25 protein-coding genes are annotated in these 23,613 nt (G+C 64.6%); 11 read left to right on the top strand and 14 right to left on the bottom strand.

What is annotated here, in order from left to right; all coding sequences use genetic code 11:
* Positions 1-5: 5 nt before the first annotated feature.
* Positions 6-1,502, bottom strand: a complete 1,497-nt coding sequence (locus HUX88_RS22165; RefSeq protein WP_176363151.1) for a CYTH and CHAD domain-containing protein — start codon at positions 1,500-1,502, stop codon at positions 6-8.
* Between the two features lie 68 nt (positions 1,503-1,570).
* Positions 1,571-2,482 (bottom strand): tRNA glutamyl-Q(34) synthetase GluQRS, encoded by a 912-nt coding sequence (gluQRS, locus tag HUX88_RS22160; protein WP_176363150.1) that lies wholly within the window; start codon positions 2,480-2,482, stop codon positions 1,571-1,573.
* Between the two features lie 86 nt (positions 2,483-2,568).
* On the opposite strand from gluQRS, the gene HUX88_RS22155 reads away from it, so the two are divergent.
* The 4 genes from HUX88_RS22155 to HUX88_RS22140 all read left to right on the top strand — a co-directional run bounded on the left by HUX88_RS22155 (position 2,569) and on the right by HUX88_RS22140 (position 5,702).
* Positions 2,569-4,200, top strand: coding sequence for a M28 family peptidase (locus HUX88_RS22155; RefSeq protein WP_176363149.1), 1,632 nt, complete (start codon positions 2,569-2,571; stop codon positions 4,198-4,200).
* A 125-nt stretch (positions 4,201-4,325) separates the two neighbouring features.
* Entirely contained in the window at positions 4,326-4,655 is a 330-nt protein-coding gene (locus tag HUX88_RS22150; protein ID WP_176363148.1) for a type II toxin-antitoxin system RelE/ParE family toxin, read from the top strand.
* The gene (locus HUX88_RS22145) at positions 4,652-5,038 is read left to right on the top strand and encodes a hypothetical protein (RefSeq protein WP_176363147.1); all 387 of its coding nucleotides are present in this window, start codon (positions 4,652-4,654) and stop codon (positions 5,036-5,038) included. The genes HUX88_RS22150 and HUX88_RS22145 overlap by 4 nt, the downstream gene beginning before the upstream one ends.
* A 127-nt stretch (positions 5,039-5,165) precedes the next feature.
* Positions 5,166-5,702 (top strand): hypothetical protein, encoded by a 537-nt coding sequence (locus HUX88_RS22140; protein ID WP_147330570.1) that lies wholly within the window; start codon positions 5,166-5,168, stop codon positions 5,700-5,702.
* Here the strand turns inward: HUX88_RS22140 and HUX88_RS22135 are convergent.
* The 6 genes from HUX88_RS22135 to HUX88_RS22110 are packed head-to-tail and all read right to left on the bottom strand — an operon-like array spanning position 5,696 to position 11,476.
* Positions 5,696-6,409: a hypothetical protein gene (locus HUX88_RS22135; RefSeq protein WP_176363146.1), complete on the bottom strand. Its 714-nt coding sequence runs from the start codon at positions 6,407-6,409 to the stop codon at positions 5,696-5,698. The two genes, HUX88_RS22140 and HUX88_RS22135, sit on opposite strands and share 7 nt — an antisense overlap.
* Positions 6,410-6,430: 21 nt before the next feature.
* Entirely contained in the window at positions 6,431-7,432 is a 1,002-nt protein-coding gene (locus HUX88_RS22130) for an AraC family transcriptional regulator (RefSeq protein WP_176363145.1), read from the bottom strand.
* The gene (locus HUX88_RS22125; protein ID WP_161085756.1) at positions 7,429-7,980 is read right to left on the bottom strand and encodes a DUF2059 domain-containing protein; all 552 of its coding nucleotides are present in this window, start codon (positions 7,978-7,980) and stop codon (positions 7,429-7,431) included. Before HUX88_RS22125 ends, HUX88_RS22130 begins: the two co-directional genes overlap by 4 nt.
* An 18-nt stretch (positions 7,981-7,998) precedes the next feature.
* Positions 7,999-9,630 carry an OmpP1/FadL family transporter gene (locus HUX88_RS22120; protein ID WP_176363144.1) on the bottom strand — a complete coding sequence of 544 codons (1,632 nt, stop codon included), beginning with the start codon at positions 9,628-9,630 and terminating at the stop codon, positions 7,999-8,001.
* A gap of 16 nt (positions 9,631-9,646) precedes the next feature.
* On the bottom strand, positions 9,647-10,672 hold the full coding sequence (locus HUX88_RS22115; RefSeq protein ID WP_229219465.1) for a transporter: 1,026 nt from the start codon (positions 10,670-10,672) through the stop codon (positions 9,647-9,649).
* A gap of 36 nt (positions 10,673-10,708) precedes the next feature.
* The gene (locus tag HUX88_RS22110) at positions 10,709-11,476 is read right to left on the bottom strand and encodes a C39 family peptidase (protein ID WP_117015913.1); all 768 of its coding nucleotides are present in this window, start codon (positions 11,474-11,476) and stop codon (positions 10,709-10,711) included.
* A 561-nt stretch (positions 11,477-12,037) separates the two neighbouring features.
* Here HUX88_RS22110 and HUX88_RS22105 point away from each other — a divergent pair.
* Genes HUX88_RS22105 through HUX88_RS22090 form a run of 4 tightly spaced genes read left to right on the top strand, consistent with a single transcriptional unit; the run spans position 12,038 to position 14,707 of the window.
* A complete protein-coding gene (locus HUX88_RS22105) occupies positions 12,038-12,547 on the top strand; it encodes a DUF6160 family protein (RefSeq protein ID WP_117015912.1) in 510 nt (169 codons plus the stop codon).
* Between the two features lie 47 nt (positions 12,548-12,594).
* Positions 12,595-13,389 (top strand): hypothetical protein, encoded by a 795-nt coding sequence (locus HUX88_RS22100; RefSeq protein WP_176363142.1) that lies wholly within the window; start codon positions 12,595-12,597, stop codon positions 13,387-13,389.
* The gene (locus HUX88_RS22095) at positions 13,389-14,243 is read left to right on the top strand and encodes a DUF6160 family protein (RefSeq protein ID WP_117015909.1); all 855 of its coding nucleotides are present in this window, start codon (positions 13,389-13,391) and stop codon (positions 14,241-14,243) included. Before HUX88_RS22100 ends, HUX88_RS22095 begins: the two co-directional genes overlap by 1 nt.
* Entirely contained in the window at positions 14,243-14,707 is a 465-nt protein-coding gene (locus tag HUX88_RS22090; RefSeq protein WP_117015908.1) for a DUF6160 family protein, read from the top strand. Before HUX88_RS22095 ends, HUX88_RS22090 begins: the two co-directional genes overlap by 1 nt.
* A gap of 76 nt (positions 14,708-14,783) precedes the next feature.
* Here HUX88_RS22090 and HUX88_RS22085 read toward each other — a convergent pair whose 3' ends face one another.
* Together HUX88_RS22085 and HUX88_RS22080 are read right to left on the bottom strand one after the other, a co-directional pair.
* Entirely contained in the window at positions 14,784-15,923 is a 1,140-nt protein-coding gene (locus HUX88_RS22085) for an MFS transporter (RefSeq protein WP_117015529.1), read from the bottom strand.
* 112 nt (positions 15,924-16,035) lie between these two features.
* Positions 16,036-17,043: an LLM class flavin-dependent oxidoreductase gene (locus HUX88_RS22080; RefSeq protein WP_117015421.1), complete on the bottom strand. Its 1,008-nt coding sequence runs from the start codon at positions 17,041-17,043 to the stop codon at positions 16,036-16,038.
* Positions 17,044-17,409: 366 nt separating this feature from the next.
* Here HUX88_RS22080 and HUX88_RS22075 point away from each other — a divergent pair, with 366 nt between their 5' ends.
* Positions 17,410-18,321, top strand: coding sequence for a TraB/GumN family protein (locus tag HUX88_RS22075; RefSeq protein WP_117015422.1), 912 nt, complete (start codon positions 17,410-17,412; stop codon positions 18,319-18,321).
* Here the strand turns inward: HUX88_RS22075 and HUX88_RS22070 are convergent.
* The 3 genes from HUX88_RS22070 to HUX88_RS22060 form a co-directional block, all read right to left on the bottom strand.
* Positions 18,318-18,800 carry a hypothetical protein gene (locus tag HUX88_RS22070; protein ID WP_176363141.1) on the bottom strand — a complete coding sequence of 161 codons (483 nt, stop codon included), beginning with the start codon at positions 18,798-18,800 and terminating at the stop codon, positions 18,318-18,320. The two genes, HUX88_RS22075 and HUX88_RS22070, sit on opposite strands and share 4 nt — an antisense overlap.
* Positions 18,801-19,161: 361 nt before the next feature.
* Entirely contained in the window at positions 19,162-19,554 is a 393-nt protein-coding gene (locus tag HUX88_RS22065; RefSeq protein ID WP_176363140.1) for a VanZ family protein, read from the bottom strand.
* Positions 19,555-19,842: 288 nt separating this feature from the next.
* Positions 19,843-20,604 (bottom strand): SDR family NAD(P)-dependent oxidoreductase, encoded by a 762-nt coding sequence (locus tag HUX88_RS22060; RefSeq protein WP_176363139.1) that lies wholly within the window; start codon positions 20,602-20,604, stop codon positions 19,843-19,845.
* A gap of 95 nt (positions 20,605-20,699) precedes the next feature.
* Here HUX88_RS22060 and pyrF point away from each other — a divergent pair, with 95 nt between their 5' ends.
* On the top strand, positions 20,700-21,521 hold the full coding sequence (gene pyrF, locus HUX88_RS22055; RefSeq protein WP_176363138.1) for an orotidine-5'-phosphate decarboxylase: 822 nt from the start codon (positions 20,700-20,702) through the stop codon (positions 21,519-21,521).
* A gap of 6 nt (positions 21,522-21,527) precedes the next feature.
* On the opposite strand, the gene sbcB is transcribed toward pyrF, so the two are convergent.
* Positions 21,528-22,970, bottom strand: a complete 1,443-nt coding sequence (sbcB, locus tag HUX88_RS22050) for an exodeoxyribonuclease I (protein WP_176363137.1) — start codon at positions 22,968-22,970, stop codon at positions 21,528-21,530.
* A 67-nt stretch (positions 22,971-23,037) separates the two neighbouring features.
* On the opposite strand from sbcB, the gene HUX88_RS22045 reads away from it, so the two are divergent.
* Positions 23,038-23,607, top strand: coding sequence for a DUF5610 domain-containing protein (locus tag HUX88_RS22045; RefSeq protein WP_176363136.1), 570 nt, complete (start codon positions 23,038-23,040; stop codon positions 23,605-23,607).
* The last annotated feature ends 6 nt before the right edge of the window (positions 23,608-23,613 follow it).

The following is a 23,613-nucleotide window of genomic DNA, read 5'->3' as shown; positions in this document are numbered from 1 at the left end:
GGCGATTACGGCAGCCGCAAGGCGTGCAGTTCGGCGCGGATTGCGTCCAGGTCCGGCGGCTGCGTGGCCTGCAGCGCTTGCAGGTAGCCGCGCGCGAACTGGATGGTGGGCGCCGCTGCGTCGTTGTCCTGGGCCAGTTCCCGTAGCAGCCGGTCGGCGACGACCAGGTCGTTGTGCCGGCCCAGTTCCTCCTGCATGGCGGACAGCGTTTTCAGATAGCGGCGCGGCCCCTTGCCGTGGTAGAGCGATTGGAAGAACTCCAGCGCGTACCTGGCCCGCTTGGCGGCGATGCGCGTGCCGTGGACGGTGTCCGGCTCGCCGTCGTTCATGCGGCGCGACCGCTTGAGCAGCTTCTTGTGCAGGCGCTGCATGGTGCTCCCGGCGAAATCGGCGGCCGGTTCGCCGGTGTCGTCGGCCGGCTGCTGCATCCATAGCCCCATCGCCAGCAGCAATCGCGTGTAGCGTTGCGAGAGCAGCGCTTGCGCCGCCGCGCGCCGCTTGTCGTGGGCCGCCTTGAGCGCCAGCGCCTGCAGGTCCAGCACGCCGTTGAGGCTGCCGGGGTGGGCCTGGATGTGCGTCAGCGTGGACGCCAGCAGCACATCCCAGTCGCGCGCCGCGCCCAGTTCCGAGCCGAGCCAGCGGATGTCTTCCAGGATCCCGGCCGGGCAGGGCGCGAGCGGCTCGAACAGCTTGAGCGCCGACCGCAGGCGGCGCACGCCCACGCGCATCTGGTGCAGGGTTTCGGCGTCGTCGCCTTCGATGACGGCGTTTTCGTTGCGCTGGATGTGCTGCAGGCAGTTGTTGAGGATGGCCAGCCGCGCCTCGGCGGCGGTGGCGTCCGGCGCCAGCTGAACGGCGGTCGCGCGCACGGGCACGGTGCCGGTCTGGCGGCACAGCATGTAGCCGCGCTCGGCCTTGTTGGTGTTGCTGAGGCGCTGGGGGATGTGCTCCTGCAGACGCAGCGCGAAGGCGAACAGGCTGGCCGGGTCGCCGTCTTTCAGTTCCAGTTCGATTTCGTTGACCGGCACCTGCCGGCCGTGGCGCTCGATGTGGCCGTGGTCGAGCACCAGCTCGATCTGGTTGCCGTCGACGTCCAGGTCCCAGGTGTGGCGCTCCACCGCCACCACGAACAGCGGCTCCAGCCGGGCTTTGAGGCCGTCGGCGGCCAGCACTTGCAGCCATTGCGGATCGTCGCCGATCAGCTTGCGCAGCTTGCCCAGGCGCGGCCAGGGGCGGTCCACCGGGCCTTCCCATTCGTTGCGCTGGTGCAGGCCGCTCTGCACGCTGCCGCCGGCCTTCATCGTTTGCATCCAGACGCCGTCGACCTTGCGCACGCGCAGGCCGGCGCCGTGGCGCAGCAGGTGCAGGTCCGGCGTGTCGAAGTAGCGCGCCGATAGTTGCTGCGTTCGCACCGGCGCGCGCGCGTGCGCGGCGATCAGCGGGTGCCGGAGCAGCTTGTCGTTGTCGGCTGGCGAGAGCAGGAGTTTGAGTTCGACTTCCATGGGGCTAGTGTAGATGAAAGGCCGGGGCGCGCGGCGCGCGTCTGTGCCGGTGTTGATCGATATCGCTTCTAGGTCGGTTTCGGCGGATTCCGCAGAACTTCCGCCCAGGCGGGCACGGCGTCGCGCCAGAAGGCGTCGATGCTGTCGGCTTGCAGCTCCATGCCGAGGAAGCGGGCGGCCGGCAGCATGGCGTCCCGCAACAGCTGTTGCGGCGCGGCGCCGTTGTCGAAGGCCTGGGCGCCGGTCTGCTTGGACAGCTTCTCGCCCAGTTCGTTGACCACCACCGGCACATGCAGATAACTCGGGCGCGGCAGGCCCAGCACCTGTTGCAGGTAGAGCTGGCGCGGCGTGGAGTCGAGCAGGTCGGCGCCGCGCACGATGTCGGTGATGCCCTGGGCGCCGTCGTCCACCACCACGGCCAGCTGGTAGGCCCAGAAGCCGTCGGCGCGCTTGATGACGAAGTCGCCGACGTCGTCGGTCAGGTCCTGGCTGACGTGGCCGGCCCAGCGGTCGTCGAATTGCAGCACACAGTGCGGCGATTGCGGCACTTTCAGGCGCAGCGCGCGGGCGCTCTTGCCGGGCGCGAGGCCGTGGCGGCAGGTGCCCGGATAGATCAGCGCCTGCGCCTGGCGGCCGGTCAGGCTCAGTTGCGAATCGGCGATCTCCTTGCGCGAACAGCCGCAGGGATAGACCAGTTCGCCCAGCTGCTGCAAGGCTTGCTGGTACAGCGCGGTGCGCTGGCTCTGCCAGGTGACGTCGCCGTCCCAGTGCATGCCGCAGCGGCGCAGAGAGGCCAGGATGTGCTCGTCCGCGCCGGCCACGTTGCGGTCGCCATCGACGTCCTCGATGCGCACCAGCCACTGGCCGTGGTGGACTTTGGCGTCGAGGTAGCTGGCGATGGCGGCCACCAGCGAGCCGATGTGCAGGGGGCCGGTGGGCGACGGGGCGAAGCGGCCGATGTAGGGAGTGCGGTCAGTCATGCCGCCATTTTAGCGTGGCTATCGCATACAATGTACGCGCGGCAAATTTGATGGACCGCGACCACCTTTTACGTCTCCAGGAAATCATGCAAAAAATGACCCCCTCCTATGTTGCCTCCGCCTTGGCCATCAGCCTGGCGCTGGCATTCCCCGCCCACGCCGACAGCGCCAAGAACGCCGCCGTCGTGAAGGAAGCTCCGCTGCGCGCCCACCTCGCCTTCCTCGCCAGCGATGTGCTGGAAGGCCGTGGCACCGGCCAGCGCGGCGCCGACCTGACCGTCGCTTATCTGGAAACGCAGGCGCTGGCGCTGGGCCTGAAGCCGGGCAACGGCGACAGCTATCGCCAGTCGGTGCAGATCGCCGGCGTCAAGACGCAGCCGGCCGAGAGCACGCTGAAACTGGAAGCGGGCGGCCAGGCGCTGCCGATCAGCTTTGGCAAGGACTGGGTGTTCGCGCCGGGCGATGCGAGCGCGTCGCACAGCTTCAATGCGGACCTGGTGTTCGTCGGCTACGGCATCACCGCGCCGGACGAGCAGTGGAACGATTACAAGGGCATGGACCTCAAGGGCAAGATCCTGGTGATGATGGTCAACGATCCGCAGCCGACCGCCGCGCAGCCCAACCGCTTCAACGGCAAGGGCCTGACCTACTACGGCCGTTGGACCTACAAGTTCGAGGAAGCCAAGCGCCAGGGCGCCGCCGGCGTGCTGCTGATCCACACCACGCCGAGCGCGTCGTATGGCTGGAGCGTGATCCAGAACAGCTGGTCGGGCGTGGAGCGCTTCCAGCTGGCGTCGGGCACGCTGGGCACGCAGCTGCAGGGCTGGATGACCGACGACACGGCGCGCGCGCTGTTCAAGGCTGCCGGCCAGGATATCGATGCGCTGCGCACCGCCGCCGAAGGCAAGGACTTCAAGCCGGTGCCGCTGGCCGCTAAGCTGAGCGGCGAGATGAAGGCCGCCGTGCGCAAGGTCGAGCAGTTCAACGTGGCGGCTGTGGTGCCGGGCACGGATCCCAAGCTGAAGGATGAAGTGGTGATCTACAGCGCGCACTGGGATCACTTGGGCAAGCAGGGCGATACGGGTGACACGATCTTCAACGGCGCGGTGGACAACGCTTCCGGCTCGGCGGCCTTGCTGGCGATGGCGCAGGAGGCGGTGCGCGCACCGGCCAAGCGCAGCCAGATGTTCCTGTGGGTGGCGGCGGAAGAGCAGGGCCTGCTGGGCAGCGCGGCCTACGCGTCGGCGCCGCTGTGGCCGCTGGAGAAGACCGCCGCCAACCTGAACCTGGATAGCTTGAACTTCGTCGGCGCCACCCGCGACATCGGCACGCAGGGCAGCGAGCGCACCGAACTGGGCAAGCTGGCCGAGACGGCGGCCAAGGCCATGGGCATGCACATCGCCGAGGCGGAGCCCGACCTGGCGGGCGGTTACTTCCGCAGCGACCACTTCAACTTCGCCAAGAACGGCGTGCCGGCGTTCTCGATCGAATCGGGCCGCGAGTATGTGAAGGACCCGGCCGGTTCGAAAGCCAAGGCTGCCGCTTACGACAAGCGCTACCATCAGGTGAGCGATGAGTACGATGCGAGCTGGGATTTGTCGGGCATGGTGCAGACGGCGCAATACACGCTGAACCTGGGCCGCCTGATCGCCAACGGCGCCAAGCTGCCGGAATGGAAAGCTGGCGACGCCTTCGCCAAGCCGCGCAACGCCAAGTAATCCGCTACGGCATCAGCCACACACCAAGCAGCCTTCGGGCTGCTTTTTTATTGATACAGCCCACAGGGGACGTCCGCCATGTCCGCTAGATTTAAGCATTGACCTGGTTTGGTGTATCAACAAAAATGAGCTATCAACTCCAGCACTATCTTTCACCGACTGGCCACGATTCGTTTGGCGAATGGTTAGGCAAATTACGTGATTGGAAGGCGAAGAGCGGCATCATGCAGCGTTTGAACCGTGCCGCAGATGGTAATTTTGGTGACCACCGATATTGTCGTGATGGCGTCTGGGAACTTCGCGTAAACGTAGGTGCGGGCTATCGCGTTTACTATGCGCTGGCTGGCAGCGACATCATCTTGCTTCTGGTCGGAGGGAGTAAGGCCACTCAGGCGAATGATATCGCCCGTGCCTGTGATAATTGGAATGATTGGCGACGGAGGACTCGAAAATGAGAGACAGGACAGACAGACCGCATGACGAGGCGATGGCGGAATTGTTCCGTGATGATCCAGAATTTGCGGCGTATGCGCTTTGCGATGTGCTTGCTGATGGTGATGAACTGGATCTGGCCCTGCTGTTGCCACAGTTGGAAGAAACATTCAGTGCGGTTTGGGCGCGGGTGCCGGATCTGTCGAGCCGGCTGCGGAAGTTTTGTTCCGGCTCGGATCAGCTGCACTGGACACCCAGTATGGCAGATGGCTGGTATTGTGTACCTGCGGGAAATGGTTTTAATGTTTATCATCAGGCCCGTGGCCTGCAGGAACGATTTATACAGTTTTCATCTGAGAAAGATGCGATGCAATTCGTGCTGAAGGCCGCGTTTCCCAAACGGTGATTTGCAAGTTGGGTTAACTGGGGGCAGTCCGAATGTCAGAGTGAAATTTTTATTACGAAACGGTAAGTTCTTATTGTCGATTTTTCATGTCATGATGCTATCTTTGATTTCTCGGGATGCCATGTTCATGAAGCGATTTGGTTTGGTGTTGTGTCTGGCATTGGCGGGGTGCGGCGGGCCGGAGGTGATCGTGGCGCGCGGCACTGGAGCGCAGCAGGCGATCGAGAAAAAATCGCTGGCGATTGTTTTCAACGGCAAGACCGCCACCGGCTGGAGCAAGCATCAACGCGGCAACGGCCTGGAGAAGCCGGTGATCACCGAGGAGGAAAAGCAGGCCACCGCGCTGCGCTGCAAGGACCTCGGCACCAGCATGGCAAATAACCTGCGGCCGATGACGCGGCAGCAGCTGGCGCCTTACCTGGCCACCACCGACCAGGAATTCCGTAACGCGCTGACCGTGGAGATCAACCGCATCTCCGCCGACACCGACGGCTCCGCCGATATCGTCGCCACCATTTACTACGGCGCGCGCGGCAATGAAAAACCGGGCTGGTCGCGCATCGTCCACATCCAGGCCAGCCGCTTCAGCACCGGCGAGTCCGTCAGCCGCGAACTGGCCGACGCCACGCTGGCCCAGCTGAAGGCCAGCGCCCTGATTCAGTGATGGAAGGCCATCGTGATCGAGGTGCCCGTCAGGTCGATGCCCTTGATCGAGATGCTGCCGAAGCTGGCGCCTTCGGTGCCCTTGACGCGGATGTTGTTGAAGTTGATCTCGCCGATCGACGACGGTAAGTTCAACGTCAACGAGCCGTCCTTGTTGATCGTGGCGGTCGCCTTGCTCGGATCGTAGACCACGTTCTTCATGCTGGTGTCCGCCTCCAGGAAACCCAGCACCGGATTGAGCAGCTTGGCCATGTCGCCCACCACTTCCAGCCCGTTGTTCTTGGTCTGCTTGACGGCCTGGATCAGCTCGTCGCTGAGGCCCTGGGCCGAGGTGTCGCCCAGCTCGTCCTCGCTCAAGGCCTGCAGGCCGGGGCGCTCCTTGATCTGCAGGCCGCGCTGGTCCTTGCTCAGCACCACCGGCGTGCCCACCGCCAGCGACGGCAGCGCTTGCGCGGCGTAGGTTTCCAGCGGCGCCAGCAGCGAGGTGGCGATGGCGGCGGCCATCCGCAGACGGCGCTGCTTGCGCAGCGCTTCTTCGATGTGCTGCTGCGTGATCAAATTCAGCTCGGCGAAGATGTCGCCCAGCCGCTGCCCGGTCGTCCGTTGCAGCTCGATCGCGGCCGCCAGTTGTTCTTCGGTGATCAGCTTCTGCTTGACCAGCAGCTGACCCAGCATCGACTTGCTTTGATTACTCGATAACCATCCCATCGCCCCGTCTCCTTGTTATTGTTATGCCGTTTTGCGCGGCGTGGTGGCGTGCATCGACTCGGGCTCCGGTCCCGATTGATGCGCCATGTGCACGATGTCCGACGGCGCCATGCCGAACCAGCGCTTGCAGGCACGGTAGAACGCGCTCGGCTCCGAGAAGCCCAGCTGGAAGCTCAGCATCTTGAGCGACAGCTCGCCGCAGCTGAGCGATTGCCGCGCCAGCTCGCGCCGGGTGTCGTCGACCAGGTTGGTGAAGCTGGTGCCTTCCTCGGCCAGCCGCCGTTGCAGCGTGCGCTCGCTCATCATCAGCTGGGCGGCGACGTCGTCGCGGTGCGGCGGGCCCTTGGGCAGCAGGCTTGCCAGCAGGCCCTGCACCTTGGCGCTGAAGGTCGGCGGCTCGGCGCGCGCCAGCGAGGCCAGCACGCGTTCACCGCTGCCGGGCACCAGCGGCGGGTTGGCCGGCAGGGCCATCACCAGGTCGGTGTCGGAAAACTCCATGACGTTGTGCGGCATCGAGAACTTGACCGGGCAGCCGAAGGTCTCCGCGTACACGTGGGCGTTGGCCGGTTCGGCGAAGGTGTATTCCACCACCACCGGGGCGATGTCGTCGCGCCCGGCCGCGCAGCGCAGCGAACGCAGCAGCACGCACCAGACGAAGTCGTAGCGCTGCTGCGGCACCTCGCGCTGCGCGCCCGGCAGCAGCAGGCCGACGCGGGTGTGGCCGTGGCAGCGCTCGATCGAGCTTTGCACCGTCGGCGACACCAGCATGATGTGGCCCATCACGCCCAGCCAGCCGAGCCGGTGCGGCGAGGAGATCTTCAGGCCGATCAGCGGATCGCCCGATTTTTCCACCACCAGTTCCCACAGGTGGCTCAGCTTGTCGGACAGCGTGAGGGCGTCGCAGGCGAGGCCGTCTCCTTCGTCCAGGCCGGCTTGCGCGAACAGCGCTTCCGCTTCCACGCCGGAGTGGTGCAGGCGCGATTTGACGCCGCGCACCAGATGCAGGGCGGAGGAGTAGGTCATGGCGTGACCGCGGCGCGCAGACGCAGGCCGATCTTCTCTTTCAGGCCCTGCAGTTTCGGATCGATCACGGCGCGGGTGTCGGCCGCCACGCCTTCGCCCAGCGTCTTCTGCATTTCCGGCAGCATCGCCTCGAACTTCTTCTTGACCGGCGATTCCAGGATGGCGATCAGTTGCTTCAGCTCTTCCTCGGTGTAGCGCTCGGCCAGCAGCGGGGCGATGGTGGTCGGGATCAGCTTGTCCGCGCTGCCCTTGGTGATGGGCGTGGCGTCGGCCATGAACTGCTTGGCCTCGCCGACGATGTCGTTCATGGCGGCATCGCGCTTGTCGGGCGCGGCGCGGCCCTGCAGCATGGCGCGCGCCTGCTGCACCGCGTCGGCCACCGGCGCCTGCAGCATCTGCTGGCCGATGTTGTCCGGGTTCCACAGCTTCAGCACCTTGTCGACCAGCGCCTGCTTGGCCGGCGGCACCGGCGCGGCGCAGGCGCCGGCAGAGATAAGCGCCAGCAACAGCAGGCCGCGCTTGCAATGGATGGTGATGGGTGTCTTCATGGTGTGCTCCTCAAAAAATCAGAAACGCTTGTTGATCTCGAAACCAAAATAGCGCACGTGGATGTCGCCCTTGACGTTCTGGCCGGCATACGGGTTGTAGATGATGTTCAGGAAGTTGCTGCAGTTCAGGTTGCAGTCGGTGTTGGCCGGCACGTCGTACTTGCCGGTCATGTAGGAGGCGGTGACGCTGACCTCGGTGTTCTTGCTGAACTTGAAGCTCAGGCCGGTGCTCAGCAGCTTGGTGTTGGGCAGCGGCGCCAGCAGGTCGAGCTTGTTGTTCGGGATCGAGGTCTTGCGCGGCTCGTAGCCGAAGCGCAGCGCCAGCCGCTCCATCGGGAACAGTTGCAGGCCGTAGGCCATGTTGACCACGCTCTTGTAGCCGCGCGGAATGACCAGCTTGCCCGAGTCCGGGATGCCGTACAGCCGCGCCACCTCCAGCAGCTTGATGCTCTGGTCGAACTGGAAGCGCAGCGCGTCCCATTCGCTCCAGCGGGCGTAGCTGGCGTCGACGTTGAGCTGGGCGTAGCGGATCGGCTTGAGCTTGATCCCCACCTGCAGGTGCGAGGGGAAGGGGATGATGGCGCTCATGTTGCCCTTCTGCGTGGCCGGGATCGAGGTCGGGAAGCCCAGCACCGCGCCGGCGATCGGCCCCAGCAGCGAGGCGTTCATGCCGCGCACGAAGTTGCGCAGCATCGGCTCGGTGTCGAAGCGGTAGTTGCCGGTGTAGTGGGTCTTGGAGCCGCCCTGGTAGACCGCGCCCAGCGCCAGCCACGGCCGCGGCTCCCACAGCACGCCGAGGTTGATGGTGGGGTCGAACGGGGCCGTCAGTTCCAGCCGCATGTTGGCGGCCTTCTTGAACGGGCTGACCATGCCGTCCTTGCCGCCGCCGCACACGCCGAAGCCGAGCACGTCGATGATGTTGCCGCCGTCCTCCGGGCACCAGCCCTTCTGCAGTTGGCCGAACACGCCCAGCAGCTCGTTCGGGAAGCGCATATTGGTGTCGACCACGAAGGCGGCGTGGGCGATCGGCACGGCCACGCCGAAGCTCAGCGTGTCCGAATACTTGTAGCCGACCGACGGCGCCAGGTAGACCAGGCGCTGGATCTGCTCCTGCCGGCCCTGGTACTGGCCGGGGTCGTTGGGATCGGTGGTGCGGTCCAGGCTCATGGCCTGCGCCATGTAGCTGTCGGTGGCGAAGGTCCACGGCGAGCCGGCCTTGTTCCAGTACATGCCGATGCCGGGCACGGCCACCGCCGGCAGGCGCCAGCCGGGCATGCCGTAGCCGGGCACGTACATCACCTGGCGCACCGGGCCGGTGCGGGTGTTGGAGATCGGGTCGTCCTTCCAGCCGCCGATGTCGAAGTTCGGGCCGGGCGTGAAGCTGGCCGCGGTGCGGATCGAGGCCACGAAGTTGTGGATGCTCTCGCCGTCGCCGGTCAGGCGCGCCAGGCCGGCGGGGTTGAAGTGGATCGAGGCGACGCCGGGCGGATCGGCGGTCACGGCATTGCCGAGCGACATGGCGACCACGCTGGTGGTCAGGTTCTCGGTCAGCGCGGCGTGCGCCGGCAGCGGGCACAGTGCGGTGCAGGCGGACGCCACGGCGGCCGCCAGCAAGCGCCTCTGCGCGAAGGCTGGAGGGAACGGGTTCATGAATGGATAGTGCCGGTCAGAAGTTGAGCGGGATGTTCATGCCGACCGTCATGTTCGGCGAATCCGGCGTCAGGCCGATGCCGACCGACAGGTTGACCGTGGTCTTGGGCGAGATGCGGTAGCCCAGGCCCATGTTGAGGATGCTGGAGGTCTGCATGTGGGTCTTGGCTTCCAGGCCGTCGGCGAAGCGCAGCTTGGAACCGGCCGAGATCGCCTCCTGGAAGGAGATCGTGGTGGAGATGCCATACGACAGCGCGTACGCGAAGCCCATGCCGAAGCCTATCGTGTTGCCGGGCTGGACGCGGGTGAGCACGCGCGTGCCGTTGACCTGCCACAGGTTCTTGGCCGGCAGGCTGGCGGTGAAGTTGAGCGAGCCGAACAGCGCGACCGGGTCGACGATCTTGTTGACGTTCAGGCCGGCCGAGAAGGCGCCCACGCCGCTGCCGGTGGCGTCGCCGCTGCCGGCGATGATCTTGAACGGGCTGCGGCCGGTCGGCAGGCGCACGTTGCTGGTGACGGTCAGGTTGGGCGTGTCGCGGTGCGCCTCGAACGGCTGCCAGCGCGCGCCGAACGACAGGTCGCCCAGCGAGTTGGACACGCCGTTGGACAGGTTGTTGTCCGAGTAGCGCGAGATCAAGGGCAGGGTGACATTGCCGGTCAGGTTGTCGAGCACGCCGTAGTCGGCCGAGAAGGTGTTGGTGATGCTGTGCGAGCTGGTGTTCTCGATGTTGAACAAGGTGGTGCTGCCGTTGGCCAGGTCGGTGACGATGCGCTCCTCGCCGACATAAGAATAGGTGAGGTCGTAGGTGACGGCCAGCTGGTTGCGGCGGATCAGCGAGTATTGCTTGTCGACGGCGGTCAGGGTCTGCTTGAGCAGCGCGCTCTGGTCGCCTTCGCCTTCCTTCTTGGCCAGCGCGTCGCGGGCGGCGTCGGCGCTGGCGGGGGCGGCCGGTGGGTTCTGCGTGGTCTGTTGCGCGGCGGCGGGCAGCGCCAGCAGGGCGGCGGCAATGGCTGCGGCGATAGGCAGGGTACGGAAAATCATCGTGGTCATCCTTGAGAGAGTGGGCGCTGCTTGGGGTTAATTGCGATGCATCCAGGTGCCGGCGGCGCCCGAATTGACGGCGCGCAGCAACAGCTGGGCCGAGTTGGACAGGCCGTCCTGCCGGCCCTTGCCTGTGACGCGGTCCATGTCGGCCACGCCCAGTTCCTGATCGGACAGCGCCAGCTGCCCCACCGGTTTCTGATCCTTGGCCGGGGAGATGATGAACAGGGTGTTCTTGTCCCACCAGCGGGCGAACTCCTCGACCGAGAACACGATGTTGCCGGCCGACGGATCGGCGATGAAGACCACGCCGTCGCGGATGCCGCGCAACACCACGAAGTGCTTGGAGCCGGCGTAGTCGATCGGCACGATGGCCGGTTCCTCCAGCGTCATCAGGTCCTTGATCTCGGCCTTGAAGCCGGCGCCGGACAGGCCCAGCGAACCGACGTAGCGCTTCATGTCGAGCAGCGAGAAGCCGCGCCGCTCGATGATCTTTTCCTTCTCGCCCTTGTCCAGCATGCCCTCCATGGCCTGCTGCTCGTTGACCATCACGCCCAGGTGATAGTTGAGGATGGTGACCAGCGCGGCCGAGCCGCAGCTGAAGTCGAAGGCCTGGCGGACGATGTGCTTGTACTTGAGCTCGGAGAACGGCTCCATCGCCACCGACTGCACATAGGCGCCGCCGCCGAGCATGGTCTGCGGCATCTCGTACTGGCCCTTGGGGCGGTCCTGCGGTTCGTTGCGGGACATGAAGCCGGCGCCGCCGATGGCGGCGGCGAGGACGGTCAGCAGGATCATCAGCATGGCGTCAGCCCTCGCGCGCGGGACGCGCTACGCGCAAGAGCGCGCCCTTGCGCGCGCGATAAAAATGCTGCCGGCACTGGCGGGAAAAACTGCGGGCGTAGGCTTCGCCCAGAGGCGTCGGGCGCCCCGTTGTTGGGTTCATCTTGTCTCCAATATTCTTAATTAGAACGGTCGTGCTTTATTAAGGCGACAACTCGTCTTTCTTTTCTAGTAATTAATTAACGCATGATTTGCCAAAACCGAGCATCTGTTTTTTTAGAGATGTGACTCTAGAAAATTTCAAACGAACCTGTGCTACAGGCGACAACAAAAGTGCAACAACGACCACATCCGCATCCTCGCTCTGTGTGGCTCCCAGGGCCACGTGGTTGGCTTTGGAAGTCAGCGCGCCGCGCTGGACCGGCGTCGCCGGCGACTTCTATGATGGCCTCACTTAATAGTCAAATATTAAGATTTTCACGGCACAGGACAGTGCGCCGAAGCTCCTACCCGGAGCCGAGGACCAGACTGGCCGACCGTGGGGCCGGACAAAAAAATTCATACACAACTCGGAGATAAAAAATGCAAATCGTAAAAACCGCAATCGCAGCAGCCCTGGCAACCCTGGCTTTCTCGGCATCGGCCATGACCCCGATCCAGGACGCGGAACTGAGCACCGTCAGCGGCCAGGACGGCGTGTCGATCGCCGCCAACCTGAACATCAAGATTGATTCCTTCGTCTACACCGACACCGACGCGCTGGACGCGAACGGCATGGGTGGCGGTTCGGTCAGCTTCAACGGCATCAAGGTCAACGGCCTGATCGCCGCCAACATCGACATCCTGTCGAAGAACTCCTTCCTGGCCGCTGCCGGCGCCGCTGGCGTGACCAACCCAGGCACCTTCTACAACCCAGCCACCGGCGGCGACGTGGTGCAGATCGCCATCCCGCAAAGCGTGGTTGCCGACGGCCACTACCTGAACGTGTCGGTCGACGCGATCAAGATGGGCAACAGCGCAGCATCGTTCGGTTCGGTCGCAATGAACCAGATCGACATGCGCGGCACCACCGTCTGGATCTTCGCTCACTAATCAGCTGAGCTGCAACAGCCGCTGCGGCGGCTGTTGTTCCCCACATCATGAACTCCTTCCATTCCCTGCGTTCGCTGTGGCTGTGCGCGGCTTTGGCCTGCTGCACGCTGACGGCTTCGGCGCAAATGCGAGCGCTGAGCGAAGAAGAGCTGTCCAACACGCGCGGACAGGGGCTGGTCGCGCTCACCAACACCAGCCTGGGCGGCTACGATTTCAGCAAGATCGCGCTGGACGCGGACATCTCGCTGAGCGCCAACCTGCGCAACATGCGCCTGGGCGAATATACCTACGGACCGCGCAACGGCAGCGGCGCCGACATCGATATCGGCCTGATGCAGTTCGGCCGCAGCGACGGCACCGACGCGCAGCGCCTGGTCCACATCAGCAATCCGTATTTCGAATTCGTGTACAAGAACGCGGCCGACGGCGCCTCGCGCGAGGCGGTCGGCATGCGCTTCGGTTTCGAGGGCATCAGCGGCGACATCGGCCTGAAGGTCAACAGCCTGTCTGGCTCGATGCGCGTGACGGGCGTGGCGGCCGACGGCAGCGCGGTGCTGCTCGATTCTCACACCGACACGCTGGGCGGCAAGCGCTGGGACGGCGCGTGCACCGCGCCTTGTTTGTCGCTGGCGCAGCTCGGTGGCGTGACGGCGGGCGACGCGGCCGGGCCGAGCCGCGATTTCTGGATCTCGGTGTTGAAGACCGGCGTGCAGTTCCCGAGCGCGGCCGGGGTGCCGGCGTCCGACGCGGCGCAGGCCGGCATCTGGATGAACTGGCGCGACAAGCTGCAGGCGCTCAACACCTCCGGCCTGGTGCCGCCCAACCTGCCGAAGGGCCGCTGATGACGGCCGCGCGCGCTGCCGTGCTGGCGTTGCTGGCCGCCGTGTGCGTGCCGGCGCCGGCGATGGAGCCGTTGAACGACGCGGCCTTGTCGTCGGTGCGCGGGCGCGACGGCGTCAGCTTCGACCTGAACGGCTTCGCCATGAGCGGCGACGCGCGCGTCAGCTACACCACGCCGATCGGCTCCAGCCTGTACGTGGAAAAATTCAGCGCCTCGCGCAGCGACAATCCGCTGCCGTTTTCCGATCCCTACAAGCTCGACATCGTGGCCGGCGCGCCGGGTCTGGCGGATGTCATCAATATCGCGTTTCCTTTGAATACCAACGCCGACCAGCGCTGGCAGGCCGCCTACGATTGGGGCGTGACGGCGGATGGCGTCACGCGCGAGCAGGGCAGCGTGGTGATCAAGGACCTGGTGTTCACCGGTGGCGGACTGCAGTTCTCGACGCCGCAGGTCAACGACGGCGTGGCCTTCGGCGCCGCGCTGCGCATGGATATCGGCCAGCTGTCGTTCCAGCCGCGCGGGCGCACCGACGCCACCGAGGCGATGGTGCTGAGCGGCGTGCACATCGGCGGCGTCGACGGCAATGGCGTGTTCAACAATACGCCTTGGATGCTGGCCAATGTGGCCTCGCAGCCGGCGGTGATCAACGCGCTGACCGACGAGACCGGACCGCGCCTGCACATCGGCATCGACTGGCCGGATGCGCGCTACGGCAGCGGCGTGGCGCCGGCGGGTGGCATCGTGGTCGACAATATTTCGTTTGTGAGTCCTGGGCAGCCGACGGTGGATTTGGGATCGTCGCGCATCGGATCGGTGCAGATCCAGTATCTCGACATCAAGTTCAAGCACTGATGGCGCGCGCACTGTTCCTGGCGATGTTGTTGGCGGCGGGCGCGGCCCGGGGCGGACCATTGCAGGCGCTCGACGACAAGGAATTGTCGCAGGTGAGCGGGCAGGACGGCATCAGCTTCGCGGCGCACGTATCGCTGAACGATCCGACGCTGGTGGGTGCGGTCAGCGACAGCCGCTTATCATTGGGCTTCAACGGGGACGGGCAGAACCGCTACATCGTGTTCAAGAACGTGCGCGGCATGGTGGACATGTTCGCCGTCAGCCTCGGCGTGCAGACCCGGCCCGACGGTGGCGGCGACTACATCGCCATCGGCCTGCCGGGCTACGTACGCTACACTAACTTCGGCTTCGAATCGCTGAGTGTGCAGACCGATCCGAACGCCCCGGTCACCGGCAACCTGGGCAGTCTCAACATCAACGGCGTGGTATCGCTGCAAGGCCAGGTCCGCCTCTGGTCGCATTAAATTGGGGTCAAGTCTGACATTCGGACACGAGCTCTACCGTAGAGCTCGTGTCCGAATGTCAGACTTGACCCCAATTTTATTCGGTGGCGAAGATGCAGAGGGCGGTCAGGGGGAAGGCGAGGCCGGCCCACAGGACACCGGTCCAGCCGTGCGCGGCGAACATCCAGCCTCCCAGCGATGAGCCTAACGCACCACCCATGAAGAAGAGCGCCATGTAGAGGCCATTCAGGCGGCTGCGGATTTCGGCCGGCAATGCGAAGATGGCGCGTTGGCCCGTCACGAGGTTGGCCGAGACGCCCATGTCGAGCACGATCGAGGTTAGGACCAGTACGCCGAGTTCGAGCAGGCGGTTGCCGTGGATGAGCAGCGGCAGGGCGAAGGCCAGCGCGCCCAGCGTCAGCGCGATGGCGGTGTTGGAGCGGCTCTTGCCCTGGTCGGCGCGGCGGCCGGCGATCGGCGAGGCGATGGCGCCCGCCACGCCCACCAGCGCGAAGATGGCGACGCCTGTCTGGCTCAGCTGGAAGCGCGGGCCGGTCAGTTCCAGCGAGACGCAGGTCCAGAACAGGCTGAAGGCGCCGAACATGCAGGCCTGATACGCGGCGCGCCGGCGCAGGATGGGCGTGGTCTTGAGCAGCTGCCACATCGAACCCAGCAATGCGAAATAGTGCAGGCCCGATCCGGGATGGCGCTGCGGCAGCCGCGCGCGCAGCAGGAAGGCGAGCGCGGCGGTGCCGAGCGCGGAGATGACGAAGATCGCATGCCAGCTCAGCGCGTCGGCCACCAGGCTGGCCACCGGCCGGGCCAGCATGATGCCCATCAGCAGGCCGCTCATGACTTTGCCCACGGTCTGGCCGCGCGTTTCCGGCCGCGACATGTGGGCGGCGAACGGTACCACGATCTGCGCCGCCACAGAGCCCAGCCCGATGCTGAAGGACGCCAGCAGGAATAAGGACGCGCTGCGCGTGAACGAGGCCGCCAGCAGGGCGGCCGACGTGGTCAGCAGGGCGATGAAGATCAGGCGGCGATTTTCCAGCAGGTCGCCCAGCGGGACGATGAACAACAGGCCGAGGCAGTAGCCGATCTGCGTCAGCGTGACGATCAGGCCGGCGGCGCCGGGATCGAGGCCGGTGGCGCGGCTGATCGGGCCGATCAGCGTTTGCGCGTAGTACAGGTTGGCGACGATGAGTCCGGTCGCGGTGGCGAACAACCAGACCATGCCGGGGGAGATGTCGTGCTGGGCGTGGGACTGGCTCACGTGTGCTCCTTCAATTTGCAGCCGGCAATTTTACCGGCGAACGCAAATTGCTGCTGAGCGTGGCCCGTTTTGCCTACAGCCCCGCTTGCGCGCGCGTCAGCGCTTGCCGCACCTCGGCCGTGATTTCGTAGGAGCGCAGGCGCTGCGCGTGGTCGTAGATCTGCGAGGTGATCATCAGTTCGTCGGCGCCGGTGCGGGCGATGAATTCCTGCAGCTGGCGCTGCACGGTGGGCGCCGCGCCGATGGCCGAGCACGACAGCACGGAATCGATCAGCGCCCGTTCCTGCGGCCCCAGCGATTGCAGATAGCCGGCCTGCGGCGGCGGCAGGCGGGCGGGGCGGCCGCTGCGCAGGTTGACGAAGGCTTGCTGCATCGACGTGGCGCGGTAGTGCGCCTCCTCGTCGCTGTCGGCGGCGAACACGTTGAAGCCGAGCATGACGTGCGGCTTGGCCAGCTGGGCCGACGGCTGGAAGTTGCCGCGGTACAGGTCGATGGCCTGCATCATCATCTGCGGCGCGAAGTGCGAGGCGAAGGCGAACGGCAGGCCCATGTGCGCCGCCAGCTGGGCGCCGAAGGTGCTCGATCCCAAGATCCACAGCGGCACCTTGGCGCCTTTGCCGGGCACGGCCAGCACGCGCTGGCGTGGCGTGTCGGACAGATAATCTTGCAGCTCCAGCACGTCTTGCGGGAAGGCGTCGGCATCGCTGTCGAGGTTGCGGCGCAAGGCGCGGGCGGTGGTCTGGTCGGACCCGGGGGCGCGGCCCAGGCCGAGGTCGATGCGGCCGGGGAACAGCGCCTCCAGCGTACCGAACTGTTCGGCGATCACCAGCGGCGCGTGGTTGGGCAGCATGATGCCGCCGGCGCCGACCCGGATGGTCGAGGTGCCGCCGGCCACGTGGGCCATGACGACGGCGGTGGCGGCGCTGGCGATGCCCGGCATGCCGTGGTGCTCGGCCAGCCAGTAGCGCTGGTAGCCCCAGCGTTCGGCGTGCTGCGCCAGGTCCAGCGTGTTGCGGAACGATATGGAAGGCGTGCTGCCTTCGGCGATCGGGGATAGGTCGAGGATGGAAAATGGAATCATGGGTGTCGGTCCGGCTGTTAGCGTTAATCAATAAAGCCCATGGAACAGGTATGGGTATAACCTTTCCATATGGAGCGACAAGCATACACAGAACGGGCCGGACGCGCTGGCGGCGGCCGGATTGCGGCGCCGCGCTTTAAATATGGCGTATTAATTCGCTAATCACTGAGCATATAGGCATTGTTTTCGTTATTTAGCTGCTATTTAGTGTGTTTATTTCGCTGAAGTTGAGCCTTCGGATTTAAAAAAATATTTTCCCGCGCATTTACTTGATTTACCATTGGAAACAGTAACGCGCCTCGCATTACACCTCCCATATTCCGTTTTATTTGTTCGATGGCATGCCCTGCTATCGCGGGGAAACTCATGCCTAAGAAACTTGTTATTCTTTTTACGCTGTTGATCGCTTGTTGCCCGGCGCTGTTTGCCGCCGGCCTGAGCGAGCCGGCCGCGGTCGTGCATCGTGGCCAGCTGTACCGCGTCACGCATGAGGGCAAGACCAGCTATTTGTTCGGCACCATCCATGTCGGCAAGGACGGCAGCTATCCGCTGGATCCGGTGGTGACGCGCGCGCTGCTGGACTCGAACGCGCTGGTGATCGAGCTCGATATCCGCCAGGACGCGCCGTTCCAGCTGGCGCTGGCGCGCCACGGCCGCTACCCGGATGGCGATACCGTGCAGCATCATCTGTCGCCGGCCACGCTGCGCCTGACCGTGCAGGCGCTGGCGCGGGCCGGCTTGTCGCTGCAATCGGTGCAGCAGTACAAGCCCTGGCTGATCGCCAACCTGCTGATCGGCGCGGAGATGGAGGTGCATGGCTACCAGCGTAGCCAGGCCGTCGAATACGCGTTGCTGGCGGCGGCCAAGAGCCAGGACAAGAAGGTGCGCGAACTGGAAAGCGCCGAATATCAGCTCGGCCTGTTCGATACGCTGGACGAGCATCAGCAGGAGCAGTATCTGCTGGAGAACCTGGCCGACCTGGCCGACGGCGCTTCGCTGAAGAAATCCACCGCGCTGATCGACGCCTGGAACTCCGCCGACGCGCCCCGCATCCATGCCGTGTGGCAGTCCGCCACCAGCGGCGACACGATTTCCGCCGGCTTCATGAATCGCGTGCTGCTAGGCAAGCGCAATCCTGAAATGGCCAGCAATATCGAGCGCATCATGCAGCAGGACCAGGTCGCCTTCGTCGGCGTTGGCCTGCTGCATCTGGTGGGCGATGACGGTGTGCCGCAATTGCTCAAGCGGCGGGGCTATCAGGTCGAGCAGCTGTACTAATAGCTGCTCAAGGTGCCGTTGCTGTACCGTACGCGGTCGCCGATCTTGTAGCTGGGCATGGAGTCGACCACCACCATCTGATTGCTGCCATCGTCCAGGCGCACGGTGACGCGATAGACTTTATCGGTGGGCATGCCGACGCTGCCGCCCGCCGCCGCCGCGCCCACCGCGCCCACGCCCACATCCTGCCGCTGCATCTGGTCGATCGCCTGCACCACGCCGTAGGATGTTTGCGCGCTCTGGCTGCTGCTGGCCGTGGCGCCGCTGCCAGCCATGCCGCTGCTGGTCATGGTGCCGGTGGTGCTGCTCTGGTTACTCTGGCTGCCGGGGCTGCTACTGCTGGGCGTGTAGCTGGACGTGCCGCTGGGCGTATTGCCGCTGGTACCGCTACTACCGCTGGGTTCGCCGCTACGCTCCGCGGCGCAACCGGCAAGCGCCAGGATAAGCAGCGCGATAGTGCTGTTTCTGGTCATATTCATATCATTCTCCTCGATGTTCACTCAACAAAACGACTAGCCATTTGATTAAGAGGCTGGCATTACGGTTTTGTTCCCCGACATCCCATCGCGATTGATATACATCAATTGAAGCATGCTACTCACACGCAATAATTGTTCGGTATCACTTTAAAGGACATCGATATGTTGACACGCGTGACAGACATTATTATCGAAGATTTAATTAATTCAACCTGTGGAGAGGCGTCGGACCCGCGTAGCAGGCATTTAATGACACATTTATTGCACGAATTGGTACGCGTGGCCAAGTTGGAGCAATTGCAGCAGATGCGGATAGACGTCGAACTGGCCATCGGCGCGCCTGGAGACCGCGCCGGCGATATCAGTTTGACGGCTGGATGCGGTACCGGGTCCAGAGGGCCCACATGAACAGGGCGGTGAGCACGGAGGCATTGCAATCGACCAGCCAGTCGGACACGGCGCCATGGCGGTACGGGAAGAAGCTTTGCACGTACTCGTCGAGCGCGCCCATCAGGGCGATGGTCAGCACGGCCTTGCCGGCGCGCAGCCGGGCGCTGCCTGTCCCGCCGGTGAAGATCAGGAAGGTCAGGCCGGCGTAGGCGATGGAGTGCAGTATCAGTCCCGAGGCGACCTGGCCGATGTCCTGCCGGGCGCCGGGCAGCGAGCCGAGCACCAGGATCAGCAGGTACAGCACGATGGCGGTCCAGTAGCGAAGCCGGGCGTGGGAGTTGGTCAGAAGAAGTAGCTTGATCATGCCCCGGACAATACCATGCGGCGTCAAAAAGGGGGAGTGGTGCACCGGGAGCCCGGTGCACCTTTCTTCCGTCATGCCTATCGGTTGCATGTACTGAAGATGTGACCAGTATAGGAAGAGAATATGACGTCGTAATGACAGCGGACAAAAAAAAGCCCGCTGGTTAAAGCGGGCTTAAAACTATTTTCTTGGAGGAGAATAGTGGAGACAGGTGTAATTATGGGGGCGGGACAGATATGTGTCTAATTGTTGTTTCAGATACCAGACATCAATATTTCGCATAACTGTCTAGTTCACCGGCACCGTGTAGTTCAGGGCCAGCCGGCCGCCGTCCACATACAAGGTCTGGCCGGTCATGTAGCTGGCGTCATCGCTGGCCAGGAAGGCGGCGATGGAGGCCACTTCCTCCGGTTCGCCGCAGCGGCCCATCGGCGTGCGCGACAGGATGGTGTGGCGCGCTTCCGGGCTGGCCATCACGGCCTGCTTGGCCAGTTCGGTCAGGATGGTGCCGGGGCCGATGCCGTTGACGCGGATGCCGTGCGTGACCAGGTTGAGCGACATCACCTTGGTCAGCTGGTTGATCGCGCCCTTGGACACCACGTACGGCACCTGGTTCGGAATCGCCAGCTCGGCGTTCACGCTGGACATGTTGATGATGCAGCCGCTGCGCTGCTTGACCATCTCGCGCGCCACCGCCTGGCCGCACAGGAACATGGATTTCAGGTTGATGCGCAGCACGCGGTCGAAATCGTCCTCGGTCAGGTCGAGGAAATCGGCCGCGTGGGTGACGCCGGCGTTGTTGATCAGGATGTCGATGCGGCCGAACTCGGCCAGCGTGGCGGCCACCAGCGCGTCGACGTCGCATTTCTGGCTGACGTCGGCGGCGAAGAAGCGCGCCTGCTCGCCCAGCGCGGCGGCGGCGGACGCGCCTTCCGGCTTGATGTCGACCAGCATGACCTTGGCGCCTTCGGCCACCAGGCGCTGCGCGCAAGCCAAGCCTATGCCTTGGGTGGCGCCGGTCACGATCGCGACTTTGTTCGAGAGTTTCATAGGTTTTTGCTTTCTAAGGAGTGAGGATCAAATTTTAACAGCCCGGTGCGGGCGCGTTACAATAGAGGGTTTGCAATAAATTCGAGGGGTGCGTCGTGACTTTCATCAACAAATTATCTGCCGCCTGGGCGGCCAACGACTCCCTGCTGTGCGTGGGCCTGGACCCGGACATGGCCAAGCTGCCGGCCCAGTTCCAGAACGACCCGCAAGGCATCTACCACTTCTGCCGCGAGATTATCGACGCGACCGCCGACCTGGCGTGCTCGTTCAAGCCGCAGATCGCCTACTTCGCGGCGCTGAGCGCGGAAGACCAGCTGGAAAAAATCTGCCACTACGTGCGCGACAACTACCCGCACATGCCGGTGATCCTGGACGCCAAGCGCGGCGACATCGGCGCCACCGCGCGCCAGTATGCGCGCGAGGCTTACGACCGCTACGGCGCCGACGCGGTGACCGTCAATCCCTACATGGGTTCGGATTCGGTGGAGCCGTACATGGAGTGGAGCGACCGCGGCGTGATCATCCTGTGCCGCACCTCGAACGCGGGCGGCTCGGATCTGCAGTTCCTCAACGTCGACGGCAAGCCGCTGTACCAGCACGTGGCGCGCCTGGTGGCGGACAAGTGGAACGCCAACGGCCAGTGTGCGCTGGTGGTGGGCGCCACCTTCCCGGAGGAACTGGCGCAGGTCAGGGCGATCGTCGGCGACATGCCGCTGCTGGTGCCGGGCATCGGCGCGCAGGGCGGCGATATCGAAGCCACCGTCAAGTCGGGCCGCACCTACGACGGCACCGGCATGATGATCAACTCGTCGCGCGCCATCCTGTACGCGGCGCCGCAAGCCAATGAAGACTTCGCCGCCGCCGCCCGCCGTGTGGCGCTGGAAACGCGCGACGCCATCAACCGGCACCGCGCCTAAGCGGGCCTAGTGCGCTGGAGCGATCAGCTCCACGTACTCGTACAGCTCGGCCAGGATCTGTTCGGCGCGCTCATCGGCATCCTGTTGCAGATGGTCGATCTCGCCGAAGAACTGGTCGATGCTGCGCGCACCGCCCGCGCCTTCGTAGAAGCGCGCCGCGCGGTGCTGTTCCCAATGCTCCATCTCGCCTTCGGACAGGGTCTCGGGGAAGTTGCGCGCGCGGTAGCGGAACAGCAGCTCCAGCAGGCGCGGATCGCTGAACGACGGCGACGCCGTGGCCAGTTTGGCCGGCGTTTCCTTACGCAGCGTGTCGAGCATGCGGCGGTCCTCCTTGCCGACGAAGCCGTTGTACAGGTCCTCGTCCACGTCCAGCTCCTCGCCGGCGGGACGATAAAACACCTGCTCCCAAATCGCATCCATGTTGCGCCCGGCAGCCGCCAGCGCGGCGTAGGCCTTGCCTTGCTCCAGGTCGATGCCCCACTTGGCCGCCATCGCCGGCGACAGCGTCTTCAGGTTGGACACCAGCATCGGCGACTTGTTCAGGTGGATGCTCTTGACCGGCAAGCGCGTCACGCCTTCCGGCAGCGCGTCGGCGCGGCTGAAGATGCGGGTGCGGATGGTGTCGGCGTCCAGCGTGAACAGCTCGCTCGGATCATAGGTGCAATCCCAGACGATCACCTCGTTCTTGTTGGTCGGATGCGTGGCCAGCGGCCACACCAGCGCGATGCAGCCGCGCTCGGCCGGGAACATGCCCGACACGTGCAGGAAGGGCGCGCGCAACTGCGGCGCCAGGTGCATGCCGATCTCGTCGGCCACGCGGTCCTTCTTGTGCAGCGCCAGGCAGAAGTCGAACAGCTTGGGCTGCTTCTGCTTGATCAGGCGCGCCAGCGCGATGGTGGCGCGCACGTCCGACAGCGCATCGTGCGCGGCCTCGTGCAGCAGACCGTTGGCCTTGGCCAAGTGCTCCAGCTTGAAGCTGGGCTTGCCGTCCTCGCGCAGCGGCCATTCGATGCCTTCCGGGCGCAGCGCGTAGGTCATGCGTACCACGTCCAGCAAGTCCCAGCGGCCGCACTGGTTCTGCCACTCGCGCGCGTACGGGTCGATCAGGTTGCGCCAGAACATGAAGCGGGTGATCTCGTCGTCGAAGCGGATGGTGTTGTAGCCCACGCCGATGGTGCCCGGCTTGGAGAAGGCCTGCTCGATGGTGGCGGCGAACTTGTGCTCGGGCACGCCCCATTCCAGGCATTGCTGCGGCGTGATGCCGGTGATCAGGCACGATTGCGGGTCCGGCAGGAAATCATTGGCCGGCTTGCAATACAGCATGATGGGATCGCCGATCTCGTTCAGGTCGGCGTCGGTGCGGATCGCGGCGAATTGTGCCGGGCGGTCGCGGCGCGCCTGGGCGCCAAAGGTTTCATAGTCGTGCCAGAGAAAGGTCTGTGTGGTCATAGGGTGCGGTCAAGTTATTCGTTATTGTGCCGTTAATTACTGGATATCCCTCAACAGGAGCTAGATCATGGCGACTCCAGTATCGGCAACTTCGGGCGGCACGGCTGCCGCCTCCAGCGTTCCGGCCGCTGCCAAGGACGACGGCAACATGTCGGTCGCGGCCAAGGCCAAGGCGCAGCTCAATGTATCTATCGTACAAGCTTCCTTGACGGTATCGCTGAATTCCTCCAACGAACCGCTGTCGGTCCTGCTGAAAACAGCGCTGACCGGCATCAACGAGGCGCTCAAGAACGATTTCGGCGACAACGCCATCCAGAACGCCGTGTCGCAGGATAATACGCCGGAAGGCACCGCGAGCCGCATTGTATCGCTGTCGACCGCGTTTTACGATGCCTTCAAGCAGCAGCACCCCGGCGAGGACGGCGATGCCGTGCTCAACAAGTTCATGGAGACGTTGAAAAAAGGCGTGGACCAGGGCTTCAAGGAGGCGCGCGGCGTGCTCGACGGACTGAAGGTGCTCAACGGCGACGTGGCCAGCAATATCGACAAGACGTACGAGCTGGTGCAGAAGGGCTACGCCGATTTCGCCGCCGCGCACAAGGCGCAACCGGCGCCGGCGCCGTCAAAGGACGCCTGATACCAA

The sequence above is a fragment of the Duganella sp. BJB1802 genome, from assembly GCF_013369445.1.
Taxonomy (GTDB): Bacteria; Pseudomonadota; Gammaproteobacteria; order Burkholderiales; family Burkholderiaceae_D; genus Rugamonas; species Rugamonas vulcania_A.
Note: the sequence above shows the minus strand (reverse complement) of the source record. Positions and strands in the feature narration are given on the sequence as shown.